The following is a 20,546-nucleotide window of genomic DNA, read 5'->3' as shown; positions in this document are numbered from 1 at the left end:
TGCGAAGTTAACGCCATACCGTCGTGCCCGCTTTGCTTTTCGCCAAACTTGCTGCTCGCCTGGCGTCGCCGTTTCAGGCCAGATGCCCTTCCGCCACCCAGCCCCGGTTGGCGGGCGCGGCCTTTGGCTTGGGTGCGATGCCGCTGCTTTTTTCCGCATCGAGGATGATGCTGCGCATGCTGTCGCTGGCGGCAGGCCCGGGCGCGAACGCGTAGTACTCGTCATTGATGGGCAAGCCCGTCATGGCGTCGACCAGTACCGGATCGGCGGCCAGGCCCGTGTCGCGGCTGGCGATGACAAGGCTGGCGCCTTCCGGCGCGAAGTTTTCATTACCCCAGGCAATAAAGGCCAGCAAGACGGGCTTGAAGGCGCGCCCGGACTTGGTCAGCACGTAATCGTAGCGGGGCGGCTTGGCGCAATACAGGCGGCGCGTCATCAAGCCGCCCTCCACCAGGTCGGCCAGGCGGCGCGTCAGGATGGTGGGGGCGATCTTGAGGCTTTTTTCAAATTCGTCGAAGCGCGTCTTGCCATAAAACGCTTCTCGCAGGATGAGGATGCTCCACCATTCGCCCACCTTGCCCAGGCTGCGTGCAATCGGGCAGGGTAAATTATTAAAGTTGGTATGTTTCATGACCCTCTCCTCATATTGATTCAACACAACAATCGAAAAATAGTTCAGTTGCAATACGGAAACTTCAGTTACTATCAATTCACAAGTGACCTTCGCACCACGGTAACTGCCTGAAAATACGCAAAAACTCACACTTTCCTGCTTCAAGTACAATCATGGCTGCTTCTGTTCCCCCAATCCCGGTGCGAAAAACAGTGCCAGCCACGTCTGCCGGTGCTGCTGCCCACGCCCATTTTTCACTCACTGCGTTCACGATGACCCCTTCGAAGCTTGCCGTACTGCCTGCCCTGCTCGCCCTGCTCCTGTGCCAGACCACCACCGCCGGTACCGTATCTTCCGCCTCGTTCCAGGCCAGCTTCGTCGTCCACGAAGCGTGCACCGTCGTCTCGCAGCGCAGCAGCGCCCAGGTGCACTGCCAACACAACACGCCCTATCTGCTGCTGCAGCAGACAACGCCATCGGGCGCCGGCCTCGTCACCGTCACGTTCTAAAAATATATCGTCGCCGTCACCGTGTCCTTGTAGTCGCCGGGGCGCGGCGATACCTGCGCCGGCACGCGGCCGTAAATCGTCAGCGGCACGCTGGCGCCCGTCCCCGTGCCCGTCACCATGCTCGTGCCCGCCGTTCCATCCCCCCAGAGCGGGCCATCGAGGCTGGATGACAGCAGGTAATTGACCTTGTCCGTGGTCACGGTGTTCTTCATTTGTCGGTTGGCCACATTGGCCGCCACGCTGCCGCCGTTCAGGGCAATCTGGTAAGCATTGTTATTGACGCAGCGCACCGACAAGGTGCTGGTGCTACGCAAGTTGCCCGTCAGGATGGAAGCGTTCGCAAACGCCGTCGGCGTGGCCGTGATGGTGCAATCGTTGACGGCCGTGGCATTCACCGTGAAACCGAAGCTGCCGCTGCTGGCAGTGCAACCCTGCAGGTTGACCAGGCCATAGGTGGTGTAGGTGTAGGTTCCAACACCGGCAAAGCTCGACGTATACACGGTATTGGCGTTGGCGACCGTGGGCACGGCGGCCAGGGCGATGCCGGCAGGAATCTTTGCGTACACGGTAAACGTGGTCGAGTACGTGCCGGGCGGCGCCAGCAAACCGGCCGACAGGATCATGCCGAAGGTCGACGGTGCGCCCGCCACGCCGGCGCCACCCCATATCTTCGCCGTGGCATACGAACTGTCCACGTAGACGTTGTACTCCATGCGATTGCTGCCATTGCCCAGCTTGCGCGGCAGGGCCGAGGTGGAATTCGTGCCCAGTCCCAGCGAGATGCACACTTGCGCATTCGGCGTGAGCAACTGCCCCAGATTCAGCGACGAAAACACGCAACTGAAGGTGCCCGTTGCCTGCGCCACGTAATCGGTGCCGGAAATCGGGCTGACGGCGCCAAAATCGATATTCGTCATACTGACCGAGCAGGTATCGGCCTGCGCCGCACCGCCCCAGGCGCAGCCCAGTAGCAGGGTCAGGCATGGCAGCAGGCGGCGCATCAGCGGCCTGCCCCGGCGCTGGCAACAGCGCTGATGCAGCGCAGCGGCCCGATCACGGGCAAGCCGCCCTTTGCCGGACGCACATAGGCAAACCGCACCGTGCACGCGCTGTCTCCTTCGCCCACTTGCAACTGATTCTGCTCGAGCAGATCGTCGACGAAAACGATGCCGTCAAATCCCACGACCGTTTGCTTGCCGCTTTGCAGGTGCAGCACCGGCAAACCCGTGGCCAGCGGCTTGCCGTGCACATCCTGTACGATGACGGTGGCCGCGCTGTAGCGTTCAATGGGAAAGGCCGCCAGCACGCCCGCCAGCTGTTGCGGCACGACATTGATATGCGTCACGGGCACGCGCGCATCGACGTCGAGTTCCTCCGTGGCGATGCTGATCTGGTTATTGCCATAAGGATTCAAGTTCGGCACCAGCAGATAGCCGCTGCTGCCCGTCACGCCGATCTGGCGGTTTTCATGCAACACGGGAATATTTGCCACGCCGCCCGTGGACACCAGCGCAAAACCGTTGCCCACCTGGCGCGCCGCCTCGACATGGCCATCCATCAGCACCAGCGCTCCGGCTGCGCCCAGCGAGGAGGCATTGCCCATGCTGCTACTTTGCGTGCGCGCGCTGACGCGGCCGTCATTGCCCAGGTATTCCACTTGCGCCTGCCGGTAAGCATTGCCGCCCGCCGTGCCGGCCTGCAAGTTCCAGCCGAAGCCGCCGCCAAAGTCCGCCGCGCGCTGCGCGCTGACGCTGCGGCCGTGCTCGCCATTTTGTCGGCTGCTGTACACGCTGATGGCCAGATTGTTGTCGAAGGCCATGCTCAGGCCGAAGTAAAAACCCCGCTTCTCGCGTTGCCGCAAGTCCTGGAACAGGCTGGCGTTGAAGAACAGACCGTGCAACAGGGTGGCTGAATAGCCCACGGTGGCAATCTTCGACGGCGGCGCGCCAGGCGTGCGGTAGCCGATATAGCTGCTGCTGATGCTGCTTCCTGCCGGCAATGGCAAGCTGACGGTAAGGCGATCCGCCGCACGCACCACGGGGCTGCCGTCGCGCGAGGCAAGGTCGCCAAACCCGGCGCTGGCGCGCACGCTTTGCACATCGACGCTGAAGCGCGGCCCCATGTACTGGTAGCCGGCGCCCAGCTGCGCACCACGGCTGCGGCCGGCGCTAGCCGACAGCGAACCGCTGAGCACACCCGCCTGGCCCAGCCGCCACAGCGCGCCTGCGCCCGCTTGGTACAGGCCGGCCGCAAGTTCCACATGGCCTTCGAGAGTGAGCTTGTCGCTGACGCCATGGCGGCCGGAAGCACTGGCAACGAGCTGCCGCTCATAGGCGAACAGGCGGCGGCCATAGTCACGCCGCACGGCGCCCAGCTCGACCGAGTAATCGCTCAAGCCGCTGGCCAGCATGCGCGTATCGACGTACAGGGGCAGCACCGTCGTCACGCTACGCCCCAGGGCATCGCGCGTGACGACGGTGGCTTGCCCCGCGCCATTGATGCCGGCCACCTGGTTCAGCACGAACGGACCGCTGGGCACGCTGGCAGCATATTGCTGCACGCCATTCACATACAGGCTCAGCGACGATGGCACCAGCGCCGTGCCATCGACGGAGGCGACGGGAAAGGTCAGCAGGTCGGGGCGCAGCTGGAAATTCTTGCGCCACTGCACGCCGCCGACGCGCACGGCGCGACTCCAGCTCAGCGACGAGGAAATCAGGTCGCCCACCTGCCACGTTTGCAAGGTCTCGGGATCGGCATGGCTCCAGAAGGTGTCAAAACGCATGTACTTGCGCTGCTCCGAGCCCAGGTTCAAGGTGCCGGTATTGCTGAAAACGCCGCTGTCATTGAAATAGCGCAAATCGTTGAAGATGGCCGTGCGCCGCGTCTGACCCAGCTCCGCATAGGCTTCGTAATTGAGGACGGCGCCGGGCGTGACGCGCGAGGGCGACGTCTGCACCGCCGGGCGCGCGCTGATGCGGTAAGGCGAGCGCAACTCGTCCGCCACCTGCAGCGACACGCTCTGGCGCGCTGCATCATATTCATAGCTGAGTCCGGGAATCGCATCGAGCGCCACCTCGGTCTGGCCGGGCGCGGCCAGACGCGCCGGGTCCAGTCCCAGCTGCTGCAAGTTCGCCATACTGCTGCGCAAGCCTTTGCCCACCTGGGTAAAGCGCAAGATCAGCCCGCTTGATTCAGCATTCACAGTGACCTCCAGATACAGTTCATTCGGCGCCGCCGGATCGCTGGGCAAGCTGGCGGGGCCCGGATCGGCGCCCGTCATGGCCGCCGCGCCATCGGCCCTGGCCAGCGGCGCCATGGCCAGCAACAATAACGCTGCCAGTACGCGTTTCATGCCGTGGCCGCTTGCGCCCATGCCCGGGGTGCGCGGCAAGCCGGCCCGTCATGGCAGCCAAGTTCAAGGTATCGAATTCTTGGCAATGAGTGCCTTCGCATTCACATTGACCGCAATACTCAACGCTCCATTCAGTTCGGCCTCCCTGGCAACGGGCAAACGCCATACGCGCATGCGTGCCGCCAGGACATAACCAAACAAGCCCTTGCTGATGACGAACTCCTTGCCCGCCTGGTTCGTGAACGTCATCGCACCGATCTGCGCATGGAGAGTGCCGCTGTTTTTGATACGCAACATCCACTCGCCCTGTTCGCGGAAAACCTGCCAGTCAAGCATTTCCTTGCCCGGGGCGCCGGCCGGCAGTAGGAACACGGGCACCGAGTAGCGCAGCCGGATATCGACGCCGCTGCGGCCCGCCTCATCCTCGCGGCTGACTTCATCGATGAGCACGCGATACGTCTTTTCCTGCGCGACCGGGCCAGCCTGGGCACGCACGAGGCGGATGGTCTGCCGGCTGTTGGCGGCGATTTCGACGATAGGCGGACTGGCCACCAGTTCCTGCGTCGGCGCCAGCGTTTCCTCGCCATCGCGCTGATCCCAGGCGAACACCCGCACTTGACCGTAGATGGGCTGCTCACCGAGGTTTTGCAGGTTGATGCCGGCCGCACTCTGTGCCGCGCGAAAATTGAGCGTCACGGGCGAAATCTGCAGACTGGCGCCGTGCGCGCCCGCGGCGCAGCAGGCCAGCAGCGCCAGTACGCCTTTCATCAGGGAAGCAGCAGCGGCCTTCACGCAGCGCCCGGTTTAAAAGTACACGGTGGCCGTGATGGTCGACTTGTAGGTATCGGGGGCCGGTGTCGCTTGCGGCGGAATATTGCCGTACACCGTGATCGGCTGCGATGAGCCGTTGCCCGTGCCGCCGACGGTATCCGTGCCCTGAGTATCGCCCCACAAGGTGCTGCCGGCGCTCTGGTACAGATTGAATTGCACCGTCCCCAGGTTGCCGCCGGTGCCGCTCAGGTAGCGCGTGGTGCCGCTCGAACCGGTCCCCGAGCCGGCCGTCAAGCCCACGTTATACAGCGTGGTATTGGTGCAGGTAACATTCACGGTCGTATTGACGTTAACGGCAGTAGCCAGTACACCCTGACTTTGGCCAAAGTCGAGATTGGCCGCCGCGATGGTGCAATTGGCGATGATTTTCAGGGTGACGTCAAAGGTGGTGCCGGCGCTGCCATTCAGATACACGGCTGCGTCGGCGCCACGAGGCAGAAGCGCCGTAGCGGCAACAACCACGCTGGCAGCAACGATAAGGCGGGGGAAGTTCGCTCGCAACATGATACCTCCTGATGATGAAACATCATTTATGAGCCCGCCAAAATGAGGGGCGTCGAGGATAGTCACGGTATTGCCGGCGTTTTTTGGGGCACGCAAACCAGGACGACAAAATACGTGTGTCGAGAGTCAGAAACCCGGGGACTCCGGCACTTTTTGCAGCATTGGCAAAACAGATGTTTTTACAAGCGACATTGCTTTAAGTCAATGCATGAGTGAATTATTGGCGATCTGGGAAATCCGCGCTTCTTCTCGCGGAGAAACATCTTTTGAAATACGCGAAAAGCAGAAAAAAAAGAAAAAGCGAGGCATAATAAGCCACGAATTGCTATTTGGTTAAGCCATCCATGCCATGCCATTGACCAGCGAAACCATCAAAAAAAACATCCTGATCGTGGACGATTCCGCGTTCGAACAGCGCATGCTGATGGAGCTGCTCAGCGAGCAGCCCTACCGTTTCAGCATCGCGTTCAACGGCTACCAGGGCTACCAGCTGGCACTGGCCACGCATCCTGACCTGATACTGCTCGATGTGCGCATGCCCGAGATGGATGGCTACACGGCATGCCGTTTGCTCAAGGCCAACCCCGAAACGGAACAGATACCCGTGATTTTTCTCAGTGGCGCCGATGCCGCCAAGGAACGCATCATGGGCTTGCAGGTGGGCGGCGTCGACTACATTTCGAAGCCGTTCACGCCGGAAGAACTGGCTGCGCGCATCCATATCCACCTGGGTTTGATGCGTAAAAGCAACAGTACCTTGCCCGCAACGACACCGATCAGCAACAAGCTGCAGCATCCCGACCTGGTGTTTGTCAATGCGGTCAAACAACTCATTCTCGACAACCTGGGCAGCCTGCCGAACTTGTCCGAAATCGCCCGCAGCGTGGGCACTTACCGCGAAAAGCTGACCTTGATGTTCCGCGAGCAAACGGGCATGACGGTCTTCGCCTTCATCCGCGAAGCGCGCATTGCCCGCGGCGTGGAATTGCTGCAGCAGACGGACATCGATGTGCAGGATATCGCCCTGCTGATCGGCTTTCACAACGCGGGCAACTTCGCCACCGCCTTTCGCGAACGCATGGGCGTCGCCCCCAGCGCCTACCGCCAACGCCTGCAGGAGCAGACGGGCCAGCGGCAGGCGGCGGGCAGCGGCTAGCGCTGCCGCAGGCGCGTGCTCAGAACTTGTAGTTCAGTTTGAGTGCCGCAACGCGTCCGCGCGGATCGGCCTGGGTAAAGTCAAAGCCGGTGGCGGCATAGTCCCAGGGCGCCCGTTTGTTGGCCAGGTTTTGCGCGACGAAGGTGACGTTCGCCTTGGGTGTCACCTGCCAGCTGCTGGTCACGTCAAAGGTACTGAAGGCGGCGACCGATTCATCGAGGTGCTGCTGCTGCGCATAGCTGCCCACGTAGTTCCAGCTCAGGGTCGACGCCCATTTTCCCTGTTCCCAGGTAGCCGACGTGACGCCGCGCCACTTCGGGATGGAGCCGAAGTAATTGGTGCCGGCACCATCGGTGAGTGGCGCGCCATCGGACAACGGTTCGGCAAAGCGCAGCACGCGGCTCAGCTGGCCGGCCAGGGTCAGCTTGCCCCAGTGCTGGTCGACGAAACGCTGGCGCAGGTCGATATCGATGCCGGACACTTCGCGCCGGCCCTGGTTGCGGAACTGGCGGTACAGAGTCGTGATGCGCCCATCGGCACCGCGCGTGATCTGTTGCGGCGCCACGCTTTCATTGCCGAGGATGGTGGTGGCGCTGGCCGTGCCGATCACGCCATCTTGCTTGATACGGTAGTAATCGAGGCCGATGCTCGAACTGCTGGTGGGCGACACCACCACGCCCAGGTTCAGGTTGTTCGAACGCTCGGGGCGCAGGTTCGGATTGGCAATGGTCATGACCGTCACACCGCGCGACTGCGTCGGCGTCAGGGGATCGCGGGCATCGATCACGCCGGTATAGCTGACGGCCGTGCTGTCGGTAATTTCCGGCAGCGACGGCGCACGGAAGGCGCGTGAAACAGTACCGCGCAGCAGCAACCATGGCGCCGCCTGATAGCGCGCGCTGGCTTTCGGCGAAAACGCATTGCCAAAATCGCTGTAATGGTCGGCGCGGCCCGCCACGTTGACGGACAGATCCTTCACCACGGGCACATTGAATTCGGCAAACAGGGCCGACACATTGCGCGAGCCGTTGATGATATTGAGTGCGGGGCGCAATTCCGTGCCCGACAGCACGGCCGTCGAGGTTTGCGAATCCATCTTTTCGCGGCGCCATTGAAAACCGGCGGCAAAGCCGAGCGGACCCGCCGGTAGGTTCCAGATATCCTTGGCCGCCGAAAAGTCGAGCGTGTCGAGCGTCGATTCTGCCGGGCGCAGGGTAGACAGGCGCAGGGCGTTGCGCACCGCTTCGCTGTTTTGCGACTGGTCAAAGAAATTGTAGCTACCGTCGGCCAGCACTTTCTGGAAGGCATAGCGGTTGACGAAGTTCTGCACCGTTTCCTCCAGCTTGCTGCTGGAATGGGCCACGGCCGTGTCCCATTCCCAGCCCGCCCAAGTGCCCTTGGCGCCAGCCAGCGCGCGGTAGAAGGTGACGCGATCCTGCTTCAGGCGCGGTCCCAGATCGAACAAGGTGGCCGTGAACGGCAAGGGCGTCGCACCCGGATTATTCGGATGGCCCACGGGCAGCACCACGGGGATGGTATCGAGCAGCTTGCTGCTATTGTTCCACACGCGCGTGGCGTTATTCACCGTCAGCGGCGCGCTGAAGGTCTGATCGGCGCGCGAATAACTGTGCAGCAGGTCGACATAGGCTTCCGTATCCGCGTTCAGTTTGAGGGTGCCACGCAACGAAGAGTGAATGCGCTGGATGCCCGGGATCAGCGTCTTGTACGGCGCCGGATTGTAGGCCAGCACCTGGCCGCTGCGATCGGGATTGATGTCCTTGTACGACACCAGTTGCAGCGGACCGCGCACGCCGCCCAGAGTCTGCGTGGGATCGTTGCCAGCGTAATTCGTGGCAGTCCAGCCCAGGCTGCCGCGCTGCTGCTTGCGGTAATCGGCATCGCGCAGCCATGCCACGTCGCTTTGCTGCAGCTTGTCGCGCTGCTGGGCATCGACCGAGAAGACCACGCTATAACCATCTTCCTCAAGCTTGCCGAAACCCGTTTGCAGCGCCGCGCTCTTTTCGTGCTGGCCCGTGCCTTGCGTCGAACCGCCCCATTGCGCCGTGATGTCCGTGCCCGTGAATTGCTTGTACAGGATGATGTTGACCACGCCGGCCACGGCGTCGGAACCATACACGGACGAGGCGCCATCCTTGAGCACCTCGATGCGCTGCACGGCCGCCATCGGCAGGCTGTTGAGGTCAACGAAAGTCTGCTGCAAATCCTGCGCCGTGGCGTAGCTGGCCACGCGGCGGCCATTCACCAGGATCAGGGTGTTTTGCTGGCCGATGCCGCGCAGCGACAGGCCCGAGGTGCCGGCCGAGAAACTGCCCGTATATTGTTCGTTGTAGCTGTTGCCGCTGTTGGCGGAAATAGCGCGCAGCACCTCCGAGACGCTGGTCTTGCCGCTGGCTTTCAATTCCTTGGCCGTGATGACCTGCACCGCGCTGGCGCCCTCTTTTTCGCTGACGCGGATATTCGATCCGGTGACGTTAACGCGCAGCATGTCCTCCTCGGCATGGACGAAGGCGGGAAAGGCGGCGGCGATGGCAAGACTGATGGCGAGTGGTTTGAACATGGTTTCCTCTTATTGGGATTGCAGCCTTTTTCAGATAAAAAAGGCCGAGCAGGGGCACGCGGACCGGTTAGGCCAGCGGGCAAACGACAACGAAACGGATGGGAAAGACTTAGCGGAGGCGTGGACGGGCACGCATCGGCATCCACTGCGCCATGCATTGCATGGTCAGCTGGTGCCGGGCGGCGTAAAAATAGGTAGAAAGACTAAAGTGCAACATAAAAGACACCGGTAAGCGGGGAAGGACCACTATATCTCGGCGTCTTTATGGTGTGAACGAATTAAAAATTGAATGTATATACGATTTGAATCTAAGGACTGGGCGTGGCGATATCAGGCGTCGGCGGTCGCAGCGGTCGCCAGCGCCGCGCGGCGCGCCTGCACGCCCCACCAGTACCAGGAAATCAGGGCATTGACCCAGTAGGCCGCATACAGCACGGCCGTCAGGTGCAGGCCGCGGCTGTAGTAGAGCGGCACGGCCACGGTGTTGACCAGCAGCCAGAAGGCCCAGGTTTCGATGCGGCGGCTCATCAGCAAGAATTGCGCAATGATGCTAAAGACCAACACTGCCGAATCGATAAAGGGCGCGTAGGCATTCGTAAAGCGGTGCAGCAGCATGCCGTAAATGACCACGGAGGCGATACCGGCCGGCACCACCCAGGCCAGGCTGCGCCAGCCCGTGCGCGTGATCGGCAACGGTTTGCCACCCGGGCCACGCCGCCATTGCAGCCAGCCGATGACGCAGGTGACGATGAAAAACAGTTGCAGCATCACGTCGGCATATAGATTAACCTGGAAAAACAGCACGGCAAACAGCACGCAGCCGACGATGCCGATCCACCAGGAATGAATATTATTGCGTCCGGCCAGGATGATGGAGGCAGTCATCAATACATTGGCGGCAATCTCGAGCGGGGCAGTCAAGCGGTCTTCCTTCGCGGGGCAGTGGTAGCACCGCGCCACTATAGCCGATTTACATTGACCGGTGTCCCACGCGCCAGAGACGCAAGCAAGGGGGGCAGATGGGGAAAAACGCGCAAGAACCCGGGAAAAGCGAACCAGGCCAGCCTTCAGACGCTACACCCCCTTGACTTCCGTGGCCATTCTGGCAAATTGAATATCAAATTAAAACTCTATGGAAGTCCCCGTATGCGCCTGCGCCATCTCCTGTTCGCGGCCGTGCTCTGCGTATCTGTCCTGCCTGCCGTGGCATGCCGCATGGCGATGGCGCTGGAACAGTGGCCGCCGTATGTCTACCGCGATGCGCAAGGCCACTATACGGGCCTGGACCTGGAACTGCTGCGCGCCATCTTCAAGGAAGCGCGCTGCACGCTCGTGACCTTTCCGGAACTGCCCACGGCGCGGCGCCAGCTACTGTTCCAGAAAGGTGGACTGGACCTGATGCTGGCCGCGTCCGAGACGCCGGAGCGCCAGTCCTATGCGCGCTTTTCCATCTCGTATCGCGACGAAGCCGTGGGCGTCTTCAGCAAATCCGGCCATGCCGACGGCCAGCGCCAGATCGCCAGCTTCGCGCAGCTCGCGCGTGGCAAGTCGACCCTGCTGGCACCCAAGGTAGGCTGGTATGGCGCCCAATACGCGGCGGCCAGGCCGGCACTGGAAAAGGCCGGCCGCCTGAATACCTTTGGCAGCTTCCGGCAAGGCCTTCTCATGCTCGATGCGGGCCGCGCCGACCTGCTGCTGGGCGACGTGCTGGCCGTGCGCCACGAAGCCCGCAAGCAGGGCGTCGCCTTGAGCACCCTGCCCTTCCTGGCCCTGCGCGCGCCCGTGCACCTGATGCTCAATGCGCGCACGACCAGCACCGACGACCTGGCGCGCCTGAACGCCGCCATCACGCGCCTGGAACAGCGCGGCGTGCTGGCGGTGATACGTAACAGCTACGAGGTGCCGTAACGGCGATCAAGCATTGGCTGCTGCCTCCAGTATCTCCAGCTAGGTTTCGCGGCCATTCTTTTGCACGCCCTTTGCCTTGTCGTAGCTTTCGATCAGCGCGCGGTACGGCGACACGATATGGTCCGCGTCGGCGCCGTGTGAATGCCCATGCCGCGGGATGCGGCAAGGGTACGCCACAGATTACTTCTCAATACGGGCAAAGCAGCCGCTGTTGAAATCCTCGAACGCCTGCGCGATTTCCGCTTCTGTATTCATGACGAAAGGGCCATGGCCGACGATGGGTTCGTCGATCGGCGCGCCGCTCAGCAGCAGTACCACGGCGTCGTTGTTCGCTTCGACGGTAATGCGGTCGCCATCGCGCTCGAACAGCGCCATCTGCGCTTCACGCAGCACGCTCTCGCCATTGACCAGCAGCGTGCCATGCAGGACGATCAGCGCCGTGCTCCAGCCGGCGTGCACCGGCAGCTCCGTCAGCTTGCCCTGGGCCAGGCGCAGATCCCACACCTGCATCGGCGAGAACGTGCGGGCCGGGCCATGCTGGCCATCGAAGTCGCCGGCGATCACGCGCACCGAGCCGGCGCCATCTGGCAGCGCCACCGTGGGAATGGTGTCGCTGGTGATGGCCTGGTAGCCTGGTGCCGTCATCTTGTTCCTGGCCGGCAGGTTCACCCACAGCTGCACCATTTCCAGCGTGCCGCCCGACTGCGTGAAGGCAGGCGAATGGAACTCTTCATGCACGATGCCGGCGCCTGCCGTCATCCATTGCACGTCGCCGGGGCCGATCACGCCGCCCTGGCCCGTCGAATCGCGGTGCGCCACTTCGCCCTTGTAGACGATGGTCACCGTTTCAAAGCCGCGGTGCGGGTGCGAACCGACGCCGGGCGGACGCGTGCCGGGCGCAAATTCGGCCGGGCCGGCGTAATCGAGCAGCAGGAAGGGGCTCAGCTGCTTGCCATGGCCGTCATACGAAAACATCGAGCGCACGGGAAAACCGTCGCCGACCCAGTGCTGGCGCGGTGCGCTGTAGATAGCTGTGACTGTGTTCATTTGGCTCTCCTATGGTGATTGCATTACGATGGAATCAGAATACCCTTGCAACGATGAAGGCGATAGACGGTAAAATCCGCTATCAGCGTTCCAAAAATAGAACGATCAAGGAGACGGCATGCAGGATCTGAATGACTTGTTTTACTTTGTGCACGTGGTCGACCATGGCGGCTTCGCGCCGGCCGGGCGCGCACTGGGCATGCCGAAATCCAGGCTGAGCCGGCGCATCGCGCTACTGGAAGAGCGCCTCGGCGTGCGCCTGCTGCAGCGCACGACGCGGCATTTTTCCGTCACCGACGTGGGCCAGACGTTTTACGAGCATTGCAAGGCCATGCTGGTGGAAGCGGAGGCGGCGCAGGAAGCGATCGAACTGACGCGGGCCGCGCCGCGCGGCACGGTGCGCCTGTCCTGCCCCATCGCCCTGCTGCACTCCCTGGTCGCGCCCATGCTGGCCGGCTTCATGCGCGAACATCCGCAAGTGACCCTGCTGCTCGAAGCGAGCAACCGCCGCGTCGACCTGGTGGCCGAAGGCATCGACGTGGCCATCCGCGTGCGCCCGCCGCCACTGCCCGACAGCGACATGGTGCTGCGCGTGCTGGCCGAGCGCAGCCAGTGCATGGTGGGCAGCCCGCTGCTGTTCGCCGGCGCGCCGCTGCCAAAGGCGCCGGCCGACCTGGCCGACTGGCCCAGCCTGGCCCTCGGCGCGCCGCAACAACACTACCAGTGGGATTTGCATGGCCCCGATGGCGCGCGCGCCCAGCTGCGTCACACGCCGCGCTTCGTCACGGGCGACATGCTGACGCTGCGCGACGCGGCCGTGGCCGGCGTGGGCGTGGTGCAGCTGCCCACCATGATGATCACCGAACAGGTGGCCGATGGCAGCCTGCTGCCGCTGATGGCGCAATGGCGGCCGCAGCGCGAAATCATCCACGCCGTCTTTCCGTCGCGGCGCGGCCTGCTGCCGGCCGTGCGCGCGCTGATCGACTACCTGGCGCACAGCTTCGCCGCGCTGCAGGAAGAGTGAGCCTTTTCAGGTACGATGGCGTCCTCTCGAATCGCCTGGATACCGCATGCGTTTATTGATTTTGTCGGACCTGCACCATGAGTTATGGCGCGAGGATGCGCCGCAGGGCGATCTTGCGCTCAGCTGCCCTGACGCCGTGATCCTGGCCGGCGACATCGATACGGGCACCCGCGCCGTCGCCTGGGCGGCCAGCGCATTCGCAGGACTGCCGGTGCTGTACGTGCATGGCAACCACGAAGGCTATGGCCACCATCTGGACAAGGTGCGCCGGGAGCTGCATGCCGCCTGCGCCAGCACGCCGAACGTGCATTTCCTCGACTGCGACACGCACCTCATTGAAGACCAGACAGGCAACAAGGTGCGCTTCCTGGGCGCCACCCTGTGGACGGATTTCCGCCTGCTGGGCGACGACACGCGGCAAGCCGCCATGCGCGACGCGGAAGCCGTCATGAACGACTACAAGCGCATCCGCCTGGCCAACATGGGCTTTCGCAAGCTGCGCGCGGCCGATACGGCCATGTTCCACGCGCAGCAAAAAGCCTGGCTGGCGCGCGAACTGGCGCAGCCCTTCGATGGCGCAACTGTCGTCATCAGCCACATGGCGCCGTCGCTGCTCTCGGTCGATGATGCCTACGGCAGCGAGGGATGTTCGCCCGCCTATGCCTCTCGCCTGGACGAGCTGGCCATGCAGGCGGACCTGTGGGTGCATGGCCACATCCATGCTACACGCGACTACCGGATCGGCCCATGCCGCGTCGTGTCCAACCCCTGCGGCTACATGACGCGCAGCGGGACGCCGCAAAATCCAGCTTTTGATCCGAATTTCATCGTCGAACTGCCGTCGTGTTAAACAAGCGCGCTAATCATCCGCTTTGAGGCGGCCCGCCAGCCATTGCTGCAGGCGGTGCTTGCCGGCACGGCGCGCCGCGCGTGGCGACGCTACCGACTGGTGCGCGCCAGCGCCGCCGCGCAGCCTGGCAGCCGCCACCAGCGGGTTGCGCGGCTTGGGTGTGGCTTTCACTTTGATTTTCATGGTGTTTCCTTTCAATCCGGTCGTCCAAAACAAAAAACCCCGGCGAGTTTCCTCACCGGGGTTTGAAAGACACCGGCTCGGGATCGGCAATGCTGCCAATGGCCCCGAGCGTCATGCGCGGGGCTAGTGCTTGTATGACTTGCTGCCAGCCTGCTCGAACATGGGGTTCCTTTCTATTTGATGGTTAATCTGCACTGCGGACGCTGATACTGCACCGTTTGCTGCAGTGCGTCAACCGTCTTTCATGGCGCATGCGCCAATGTTGTTATTTTGTCGCAGCCGCTTTTTCCTTCGCAATGCGGGCATCGAGCTTGGCTTCATTTTTGGCAGCGTAGTTGCTGCACGCTTGCGCATCGATGAAAGGATGCGGCGTGACGCCTTCCAGCAATTGCGTCAGCTTGCGGTCGCCGCCGGAGTGGTCGGGGTGGGCCGAGATCAGGATGTCGCAGGGCAGTTTGGCAAAGTCCTGCATGACGCGGCGAAAGGCTGGCGTCAAGTCCGCATGGCGCTCATCGGCCAGGTAATGAAAATCGTCGGCAGCTACCGGCGTGAGGCTGGCGCCGAACACCACGTTCAGGCATTCCTGACGGTCTGCATCCTCGCATGAAACCCAGGTCCAGCTGGTGCTGCCCGGCGTATGGCCAGGCGTGTAGCGCGCCGTGATGGTCACGTCGCCCAGTTGCAGGGTTTCGCCTTCGGCGATCTCGCGCACGTTTTCCACGGCCGGCATGCCATCGATTTCGCCCGCCTGCGGATCTGCGGCGAGCACCGCTCCCGCGCGCAACGCCTCCGCGCCCAGCGGGCTGGCGACCACTTGCGCGCCGCTGTCGCGGGCCAAGGCGGCAATGCCGCCCGAATGGTCGAAATGCGCTTCCGTATTCAGGATGAATTTGATGTCTTCCAGGCGAAAGCCCAGCTCAAGGATATGTTCCTTGATGGCGGCCACCGATTGCGGCAACGCGCCATCGATCAGGATCAAGCCATCGCGCGTATCGATCAGCACCACGCTCAAGCCACCCACGCCCACGTAATACGTGTCGCCATGGATGCGCGCCGGTTGCTGCGGGCGGTTCCACTGCGCCGCGTAGGGCGAGGCAATCGGCTGCGTCAAGGGATCGACGGCAGGCGTGACAGCATGTGCGGCAAACGGCAGCGCCATGGCGGCCAGCGCGATACTGAGCAAGGTCTTGGGAATGAGGAAAGGCGGCATGCGACTCCAGAAGATAGGCGGGATGAATCAATACCACAGGGTAACGTCACCCCCTCGTGCGGTCAAGCAGACGGGCGCAGCGACTTGCGCTACGATAGAGGCCCATTCACTGCCATGCGCCTTGCCGCGCCCACTGCCATGCGTTTGCTGATCCTGTCCGACCTGCACCTGGAAGTCTGGGGTGAAGACACGCCCGCCATCGACCTTGCCACCTGCCGCCCCGACGTGGTGATACTGGCCGGTGACATCGATACGGGCAGCAATGCCATCGCCTGGGCCGCGCGCACCTTCGGCGCCCTGCCCGTGCTGTACGTGCATGGCAATCACGAAGGCTATGGCCATCAGCTCGAACACATGCAGGACGCCGTGCGCGACGCCTGCACCAGCGCCAATGCACAGGGCGCCAACATCCGCCTGCTCGATGGCGATGCCGTGACGCTCGCTGGCGTGCGCTTCCTCGGCATCACGCTATGGACGGATTTTCTGCTGTTCGGTGAAGAGCGCCAGGAAGAAGCCATGCAGGCGGCGCAAGCCTATATGCCTGACTACAAGCGCATCAGCATGGGCGGCGACACGCCACGCCTGCTGTGCGCCGTCGACACGGCGCAGCTGCACGCGCAGCACCGCTGCTGGCTGGAACAGCAGCTGGCACAGCCCTTTGATGGCAAGACGGTCGTCATAACGCACATGGCGCCATCGATGCTGTCGGTGGATGAGCAATACGCAACCAACCTGGGCTCGCCAGCGTTCGCGTCGCAACTGGACGACCTGGTGGCGCAAGCCGACCTGTGGGTGCATGGCCACATGCACGCCTCGCTCGACTATCGCGTCCAGGACTGCCGCGTCGTGTGCAACCCCTGCGGCTACAAGCGCCCCGATGGCACGCCGGAAAATGAACGTTTTGACACCGGCTTCATCGTCGACATCGCCAGCACGGTTTAATTTTTTCGATAGCGCAGCTGCACCACGCCGCTGGGCAGCTGGCGCGTGCCATCCAGGCGCCAGTCGCTGCGCGGCAAGCCGTCCTCGAACAGGCGCACGCCCTTGCCCAGCACCACGGGTAGTACGGACAAGGTCAGGCTGTCGATGGCGCCCTCGCGCAAACCGGCGCGGATGACGGCGCCGCCATCGAGATACACGTGGCGGCAGCCCTCCTCTGCCAGACCTGCCAGCACTTGCAGCAGGCTGCCTTCGCGGCGCTGCTCACCATGGCGCGGCGCAAAGTCGCGGTGACTCAACACCACCACGCGCTTGCCCCCATACGGCCAAGGCTCGAAGCCCAGCACGGCCTCATAGGTGGTGCGGCCGATCAGCAGGGTATCGACTTGATCCATCAATGCCGTGTAGCCGGTGGCGTCGGGCGAGTCGGGCGCCAGTTCGGCCAGCCAGGACAGGTCGCCGTTTTCTCCGGCGATGCAGCCGTCGATGCTGATGCCGAGAAAGGCGCTGACGAAAGGTTGTTGCATGATGCGCCTCCAATTAATTCTACAGTGTAGAATTATGCCCATGAAATCGCCAAAACTTCAAGCCATAGCATCGCCCGTGCGCCGTCCGGGTCGTCCACGCCGCATCGCGCCCGCACTGGACAACGCCGCCATCCTGCAGGCGGCTTTATCCCTGCTGGAAGAAAAAGGCGAAGCGTTTTCCATGCGCGCGCTGGCGCAGTGCCTTGGCGTCGATGCCATGGCCCTGTATCACTATTACGCGGGAAAAGAGGAATTGCTGCTGGCCCTGATGGCGCAGCGTTTTGTCGCGCTCGATCCACTGCAGCCGCCGTTTACGCCACGCCAGACGCCACGGCGGCGCCTGCTCGCGCTATGCGCGCTGTACCTGAAACTGGTCAGCACCACGCCGTATTTCGTGCGCCTGATGGCGCGCGGGCTGGTGACGCAAGCCGATGTGGCCGAGCGGTTTACGGCGCTGTTCGAGCAAGCCGTGGAGGGCCTCGATCTGCCTGAAAAAACCCGGCTGCGCGGGCGCGATGCGCTCGTCGATTTCCTGCACGGCTATGCGCTGGCGGGCAGGCCGGCCAGCGAGACGCAATGGCACGCCTCGGTCGGCCTGATTCTGGCGGGCATGATCGCCCGACACTAGCCGGGCATCAAGCCAGCAGCTTGAGCAGCGCCTGGGCGGCCACTTCCGACGATGCCGGGTTCTGGCCCGTGACCAGCAAGCCATCGGTGACGGCGTACGGCTGCCAGTCGCCCAGCTTCGAATAGACGCCGCCGTTTTCCTTGAGCATATCCTCGACCAGGAAAGGCACGATGGCCGTCAAGCCGACGGCGTCTTCCTCGGTATTCGTAAAGCCCGTCACCTGCTTGCCGCGCACCAGCGGCGTGCCATCGACCGCCTTCACGTGGCGCAGCACGCCGGGCGCGTGACAGACGGCGGCGACGGGCTTGCCGGCGGCGATCATGTGCTCGATCAGCGCGATCGAGTGCGGGTCTTCGGCAAGGTCCCACAGCGGACCATGGCCGCCCGGATAAAACACGGCGTCAAAGTCGGCCGCCTTCACTTCCGACAGCTTGCCCGTGTTGGCCAGCACGGCTTGCGCGGCGGCGTCCAGCTTGAAGCGGCGCGTGGCGTCCGTTTGCGAATCGGGCTCGTCGCTTTTCGGGTCTAGCGGCGGCTGGCCGCCGTTCGGCGAGACCACGGTCAGCTTGGCGCCCGCCTCCTGCAAGGCATAGTAGGGGGCGGCGAATTCTTCCAGCCAGAAGCCGGTTTTCTTGCCAGTGTCACCGAGTTGATCGTGCGAGGTCAGTACCATCAGGATGTTCATATTGTGTCCTTTTATGTCAGGGTTACAGTGCTGCTTCGAGGATACGGCGGCTGCGCGCGAGGTCGATATCGCGGTGTTCGCCGAGGGAGGTCATGCCATGTGCTTCCAGTTGCGTCAGTACTGCTTCCACCGCTTCCTGGCCCAGTTGGTAGGCCGACAAACGGGTCGGGATGCCCAGGCCTTCAAAGAAGGCGCGGGTGCGGGCGATGGCGGCGTCGATGCGCTCCTCTTCGCTGCCGCTGGTGATATGCCACACGCGCTCACCATATTGCAGCAACTTGCCACGTTTCTGCTCGCGCTGCACGTCCAACAGTGCGGGCAGCACCAGGGCCAGGGTGCGCGCGTGATCGATGTCGTACAGGGCCGTCAATTCGTGGCCGATCATGTGGGTGGCCCAGTCCTGCGGCACGCCGGCGCCGATCAGGCCATTCAGGGCCAGGGTGGCCGTCCACATCAGGTTGGCGCGGGTGGCGTAATCATCGGGCGAGGCCACTGCCTGCGGCGCGATCTCGACCAACGTCTGCAGCAAGCCTTCGGCAAAGCGGTCCTGCACCTTCGCCTGCACCGGATAGGTCAAATACTGTTCCGTGGTGTGGACAAAGGCGTCGACCAGGCCATTGGCCACCTGCGTGCCCGGCAAGGTAAACGTTTTACTCGGGTCGAGCACGGAAAATTGCGGGTACAGCAGCGGGTTGCGAAAACTCAGCTTGTCGTGCGTGGCTTTTTTCGTCACCACACCGCCGCTATTCATTTCCGACCCCGTGGCCGGCAAGGTCAGCACCGTGCCGAACGGCAGGGCACGCTGCACATTGGCGCCGCCGCGTTCGGCGATTTCCCACGGCTCGCCATCGTACAGGGCGGCGGCGGCGACGAACTTGGTGCCGTCGATCACCGAACCGCCACCGACGGCCAGCAGGAAGTCCAGCTTCTCGCTGCGCACCTGGGCCACGGCGCGCATCAAGGTTTCATAGCTGGGATTGGGTTCGATGCCGCCAAACTCCTGCACGCTGCGCTGGCCCAGCGCAAGAGCAGTTCGCACTTCGGCCAGGGTGCCGGTCTTTTCCGCGCTGGCCCCGCCGTACAAAATCAGCACGCGCGCATCGTGCGGCACCAGGGTGGACAATTTGGCGACGGTGTCGGCACCGAAGACGATACGGGTCGGGTTATGGAATTCGAAATTTTTCATGTTGCTGCTCCTTTATTATTAGACTGGTCGTCTAAAATGCAATGTAAAAAATGCGGACGTCTATCATCCGCGTACTGGGTGCCCGCTTATTCGTCCGGCGGCAGGTGCAACATCGCCAGGGTCGCCTGCCAGGCCGTTTGCAGGGCGCTGGCGTCGCGCCGCAGCTTGGTCAGCATGGCCGCGCCCAGCCACAGCTGGTACAAGGTGGCGGCCATCTGCGCCGGATCGGCCACCGATGGCAAGGAAGCATCCACCCTGCCCCGCGCGATGGCCAGCGCCAGCCTGGCGATGATGCGGTGGGTGCCATCGAGCAGCGCCACGCGCATCGGTTCGGACATGTCCGCCACTTCGCTGCTGAGCTTGACGACCAGGCAACGGCAGTCGCAGCCGCTGCCATCGAGGCTCTCACTGGTCCAGCTGGCCCAATACGCCATCAGCGACTGCGCCGCGCTCTGGCCAGGCTGGTCCAGCACGTCTTCCATGCCGGCCAGGTAGCCGGTGACGTAATCGGCAAGCATCGCCTCGCCAAACAATTCCTTGGACTTGAAGTAATGGTAAAACGAACCCTTGGGCACGTCGGCGGCCGCCAAAATCTCGTTCAGCCCCACGCCGGCAAAGCCCTTGCGCGTGATAATGGCCTTGCCCTGGTCGATAATGTGCTGGCGCACATCGGTGTATTCAGCTTTCATGCGATGCATTGTAGCACAATTAGACCAGTCGTCTAGATTCATGTTATGGGCGTGTTTTGATCTGCGCGGAAGGTCTCTTTCCTCCCTTGAGAGCTGCCATCCCAACTGCAACGCCGGGGCCGCG

General features: G+C 62.9%; 22 protein-coding genes. 7 read left to right on the top strand and 15 right to left on the bottom strand.

The window, feature by feature from the left end; genetic code table 11:
- Positions 1–73: 73 nt before the first annotated feature.
- Entirely contained in the window at positions 74–631 is a 558-nt protein-coding gene (locus tag K0F85_RS18110; RefSeq protein ID WP_010394680.1) for a helix-turn-helix domain-containing protein, read from the bottom strand.
- Positions 632–885: 254 nt separating this feature from the next.
- Between K0F85_RS18110 and K0F85_RS18105 the strand changes: the two genes are divergently transcribed.
- Positions 886–1,122 (top strand): hypothetical protein, encoded by a 237-nt coding sequence (locus tag K0F85_RS18105; RefSeq protein ID WP_219117356.1) that lies wholly within the window; start codon positions 886–888, stop codon positions 1,120–1,122.
- Here K0F85_RS18105 and K0F85_RS18100 read toward each other — a convergent pair.
- From K0F85_RS18100 to K0F85_RS18085, 4 genes are all read right to left on the bottom strand, one after another.
- Complete coding sequence (locus K0F85_RS18100) at positions 1,119–2,123, bottom strand: spore coat U domain-containing protein (RefSeq protein WP_219117355.1); 1,005 nt, start codon at positions 2,121–2,123, stop codon at positions 1,119–1,121. The genes K0F85_RS18105 and K0F85_RS18100 overlap by 4 nt on opposite strands.
- Positions 2,123–4,477: a fimbria/pilus outer membrane usher protein gene (locus tag K0F85_RS18095; protein ID WP_219117354.1), complete on the bottom strand. Its 2,355-nt coding sequence runs from the start codon at positions 4,475–4,477 to the stop codon at positions 2,123–2,125. Before K0F85_RS18095 ends, K0F85_RS18100 begins: the two co-directional genes overlap by 1 nt.
- Positions 4,478–4,540: 63 nt before the next feature.
- Positions 4,541–5,245, bottom strand: a complete 705-nt coding sequence (locus K0F85_RS18090; RefSeq protein WP_219117353.1) for a molecular chaperone — start codon at positions 5,243–5,245, stop codon at positions 4,541–4,543.
- A gap of 36 nt (positions 5,246–5,281) precedes the next feature.
- On the bottom strand, positions 5,282–5,812 hold the full coding sequence (locus K0F85_RS18085; RefSeq protein ID WP_219117352.1) for a spore coat protein U domain-containing protein: 531 nt from the start codon (positions 5,810–5,812) through the stop codon (positions 5,282–5,284).
- A 349-nt stretch (positions 5,813–6,161) separates the two neighbouring features.
- On the opposite strand from K0F85_RS18085, the gene K0F85_RS18080 reads away from it, so the two are divergent.
- Entirely contained in the window at positions 6,162–6,968 is an 807-nt protein-coding gene (locus K0F85_RS18080) for a response regulator (RefSeq protein ID WP_219117351.1), read from the top strand.
- Positions 6,969–6,987: 19 nt separating this feature from the next.
- Here K0F85_RS18080 and K0F85_RS18075 read toward each other — a convergent pair whose 3' ends face one another.
- Positions 6,988–9,546, bottom strand: coding sequence for a TonB-dependent receptor (locus tag K0F85_RS18075; RefSeq protein ID WP_219117350.1), 2,559 nt, complete (start codon positions 9,544–9,546; stop codon positions 6,988–6,990).
- Positions 9,547–9,876: 330 nt separating this feature from the next.
- Positions 9,877–10,467 carry a nicotinamide riboside transporter PnuC gene (gene pnuC, locus K0F85_RS18070; RefSeq protein WP_219117349.1) on the bottom strand — a complete coding sequence of 197 codons (591 nt, stop codon included), beginning with the start codon at positions 10,465–10,467 and terminating at the stop codon, positions 9,877–9,879.
- Between the two features lie 225 nt (positions 10,468–10,692).
- Between pnuC and K0F85_RS18065 the strand changes: the two genes are divergently transcribed.
- Positions 10,693–11,454 carry an ABC transporter substrate-binding protein gene (locus tag K0F85_RS18065; RefSeq protein WP_219117348.1) on the top strand — a complete coding sequence of 254 codons (762 nt, stop codon included), beginning with the start codon at positions 10,693–10,695 and terminating at the stop codon, positions 11,452–11,454.
- Positions 11,455–11,493: 39 nt separating this feature from the next.
- On the opposite strand, the gene K0F85_RS18060 is transcribed toward K0F85_RS18065, so the two are convergent.
- Positions 11,494–11,631 (bottom strand): hypothetical protein, encoded by a 138-nt coding sequence (locus K0F85_RS18060; protein WP_219117347.1) that lies wholly within the window; start codon positions 11,629–11,631, stop codon positions 11,494–11,496.
- 3 nt (positions 11,632–11,634) lie between these two features.
- Positions 11,635–12,501, bottom strand: coding sequence for a pirin family protein (locus K0F85_RS18055; protein WP_219117346.1), 867 nt, complete (start codon positions 12,499–12,501; stop codon positions 11,635–11,637).
- 118 nt (positions 12,502–12,619) lie between these two features.
- Here K0F85_RS18055 and K0F85_RS18050 point away from each other — a divergent pair, with 118 nt between their 5' ends.
- Entirely contained in the window at positions 12,620–13,525 is a 906-nt protein-coding gene (locus K0F85_RS18050) for a LysR family transcriptional regulator (RefSeq protein ID WP_219117345.1), read from the top strand.
- 46 nt (positions 13,526–13,571) lie between these two features.
- Positions 13,572–14,375, top strand: coding sequence for a metallophosphoesterase family protein (locus tag K0F85_RS18045; protein WP_219117344.1), 804 nt, complete (start codon positions 13,572–13,574; stop codon positions 14,373–14,375).
- Between the two features lie 9 nt (positions 14,376–14,384).
- Here K0F85_RS18045 and K0F85_RS18040 read toward each other — a convergent pair whose 3' ends face one another.
- The gene (locus tag K0F85_RS18040; protein ID WP_219117343.1) at positions 14,385–14,558 is read right to left on the bottom strand and encodes a hypothetical protein; all 174 of its coding nucleotides are present in this window, start codon (positions 14,556–14,558) and stop codon (positions 14,385–14,387) included.
- Positions 14,559–14,823: 265 nt separating this feature from the next.
- Positions 14,824–15,768, bottom strand: coding sequence for a subclass B3 metallo-beta-lactamase (gene bla, locus K0F85_RS18035; protein ID WP_219117342.1), 945 nt, complete (start codon positions 15,766–15,768; stop codon positions 14,824–14,826).
- 138 nt (positions 15,769–15,906) lie between these two features.
- Between bla and K0F85_RS18030 the strand changes: the two genes are divergently transcribed.
- On the top strand, positions 15,907–16,710 hold the full coding sequence (locus tag K0F85_RS18030) for a metallophosphoesterase family protein (RefSeq protein WP_219117341.1): 804 nt from the start codon (positions 15,907–15,909) through the stop codon (positions 16,708–16,710).
- Here K0F85_RS18030 and K0F85_RS18025 read toward each other — a convergent pair.
- Positions 16,707–17,234, bottom strand: coding sequence for a dihydrofolate reductase family protein (locus K0F85_RS18025; RefSeq protein WP_219117340.1), 528 nt, complete (start codon positions 17,232–17,234; stop codon positions 16,707–16,709). The genes K0F85_RS18030 and K0F85_RS18025 overlap by 4 nt on opposite strands.
- A gap of 40 nt (positions 17,235–17,274) precedes the next feature.
- Between K0F85_RS18025 and K0F85_RS18020 the strand changes: the two genes are divergently transcribed.
- The gene (locus K0F85_RS18020) at positions 17,275–17,862 is read left to right on the top strand and encodes a TetR/AcrR family transcriptional regulator (RefSeq protein ID WP_219117339.1); all 588 of its coding nucleotides are present in this window, start codon (positions 17,275–17,277) and stop codon (positions 17,860–17,862) included.
- 7 nt (positions 17,863–17,869) lie between these two features.
- Here the strand turns inward: K0F85_RS18020 and K0F85_RS18015 are convergent, their stop codons facing one another.
- The 3 genes from K0F85_RS18015 to K0F85_RS18005 all read right to left on the bottom strand — a co-directional run bounded on the left by K0F85_RS18015 (position 17,870) and on the right by K0F85_RS18005 (position 20,422).
- Positions 17,870–18,547: a type 1 glutamine amidotransferase domain-containing protein gene (locus K0F85_RS18015; RefSeq protein WP_219117338.1), complete on the bottom strand. Its 678-nt coding sequence runs from the start codon at positions 18,545–18,547 to the stop codon at positions 17,870–17,872.
- A 22-nt stretch (positions 18,548–18,569) separates the two neighbouring features.
- On the bottom strand, positions 18,570–19,733 hold the full coding sequence (locus tag K0F85_RS18010) for an iron-containing alcohol dehydrogenase (RefSeq protein WP_219117337.1): 1,164 nt from the start codon (positions 19,731–19,733) through the stop codon (positions 18,570–18,572).
- 86 nt (positions 19,734–19,819) lie between these two features.
- On the bottom strand, positions 19,820–20,422 hold the full coding sequence (locus tag K0F85_RS18005; protein WP_219117336.1) for a TetR/AcrR family transcriptional regulator: 603 nt from the start codon (positions 20,420–20,422) through the stop codon (positions 19,820–19,822).
- Positions 20,423–20,546 lie beyond the last annotated feature (124 nt).

The organism is Janthinobacterium sp. UMAB-56, from assembly GCF_900095265.1.
Classification (GTDB): domain Bacteria; phylum Pseudomonadota; class Gammaproteobacteria; order Burkholderiales; family Burkholderiaceae_D; genus Janthinobacterium.
Note: the sequence above shows the minus strand (reverse complement) of the source record. Positions and strands in the feature narration are given on the sequence as shown.

Excerpts from the sequence above, each read along its gene's own strand:
- K0F85_RS18045 (WP_219117344.1), top strand. The coding sequence starts at position 13,572 with ATGCGTTTATTGATTTTGTCGGACCTGCACCATGAGTTATGGCGCGAG.
- K0F85_RS18005 (WP_219117336.1), bottom strand. The coding sequence starts at position 20,422 with ATGAAAGCTGAATACACCGATGTGCGCCAGCACATTATCGACCAGGGC.
- K0F85_RS18110 (WP_010394680.1), bottom strand. The coding sequence starts at position 631 with ATGAAACATACCAACTTTAATAATTTACCCTGCCCGATTGCACGCAGC.
- K0F85_RS18015 (WP_219117338.1), bottom strand. The coding sequence starts at position 18,547 with ATGAACATCCTGATGGTACTGACCTCGCACGATCAACTCGGTGACACT.
- K0F85_RS18055 (WP_219117346.1), bottom strand. The coding sequence starts at position 12,501 with ATGAACACAGTCACAGCTATCTACAGCGCACCGCGCCAGCACTGGGTC.
- K0F85_RS18025 (WP_219117340.1), bottom strand. The coding sequence starts at position 17,234 with ATGCAACAACCTTTCGTCAGCGCCTTTCTCGGCATCAGCATCGACGGC.
- K0F85_RS18030 (WP_219117341.1), top strand. The coding sequence starts at position 15,907 with ATGCGTTTGCTGATCCTGTCCGACCTGCACCTGGAAGTCTGGGGTGAA.
- K0F85_RS18090 (WP_219117353.1), bottom strand. The coding sequence starts at position 5,245 with ATGAAAGGCGTACTGGCGCTGCTGGCCTGCTGCGCCGCGGGCGCGCAC.
- K0F85_RS18095 (WP_219117354.1), bottom strand. The coding sequence starts at position 4,477 with ATGAAACGCGTACTGGCAGCGTTATTGTTGCTGGCCATGGCGCCGCTG.
- K0F85_RS18020 (WP_219117339.1), top strand. The coding sequence starts at position 17,275 with ATGAAATCGCCAAAACTTCAAGCCATAGCATCGCCCGTGCGCCGTCCG.
- K0F85_RS18040 (WP_219117343.1), bottom strand. The coding sequence starts at position 14,558 with ATGAAAATCAAAGTGAAAGCCACACCCAAGCCGCGCAACCCGCTGGTG.
- K0F85_RS18065 (WP_219117348.1), top strand. The coding sequence starts at position 10,693 with ATGCGCCTGCGCCATCTCCTGTTCGCGGCCGTGCTCTGCGTATCTGTC.
- K0F85_RS18010 (WP_219117337.1), bottom strand. The coding sequence starts at position 19,733 with ATGAAAAATTTCGAATTCCATAACCCGACCCGTATCGTCTTCGGTGCC.
- K0F85_RS18080 (WP_219117351.1), top strand. The coding sequence starts at position 6,162 with ATGCCATTGACCAGCGAAACCATCAAAAAAAACATCCTGATCGTGGAC.
- K0F85_RS18075 (WP_219117350.1), bottom strand. The coding sequence starts at position 9,546 with ATGTTCAAACCACTCGCCATCAGTCTTGCCATCGCCGCCGCCTTTCCC.
- bla (WP_219117342.1), bottom strand. The coding sequence starts at position 15,768 with ATGCCGCCTTTCCTCATTCCCAAGACCTTGCTCAGTATCGCGCTGGCC.
- K0F85_RS18085 (WP_219117352.1), bottom strand. The coding sequence starts at position 5,812 with ATGTTGCGAGCGAACTTCCCCCGCCTTATCGTTGCTGCCAGCGTGGTT.
- K0F85_RS18050 (WP_219117345.1), top strand. The coding sequence starts at position 12,620 with ATGCAGGATCTGAATGACTTGTTTTACTTTGTGCACGTGGTCGACCAT.
- K0F85_RS18100 (WP_219117355.1), bottom strand. The coding sequence starts at position 2,123 with ATGCGCCGCCTGCTGCCATGCCTGACCCTGCTACTGGGCTGCGCCTGG.
- K0F85_RS18105 (WP_219117356.1), top strand. The coding sequence starts at position 886 with ATGACCCCTTCGAAGCTTGCCGTACTGCCTGCCCTGCTCGCCCTGCTC.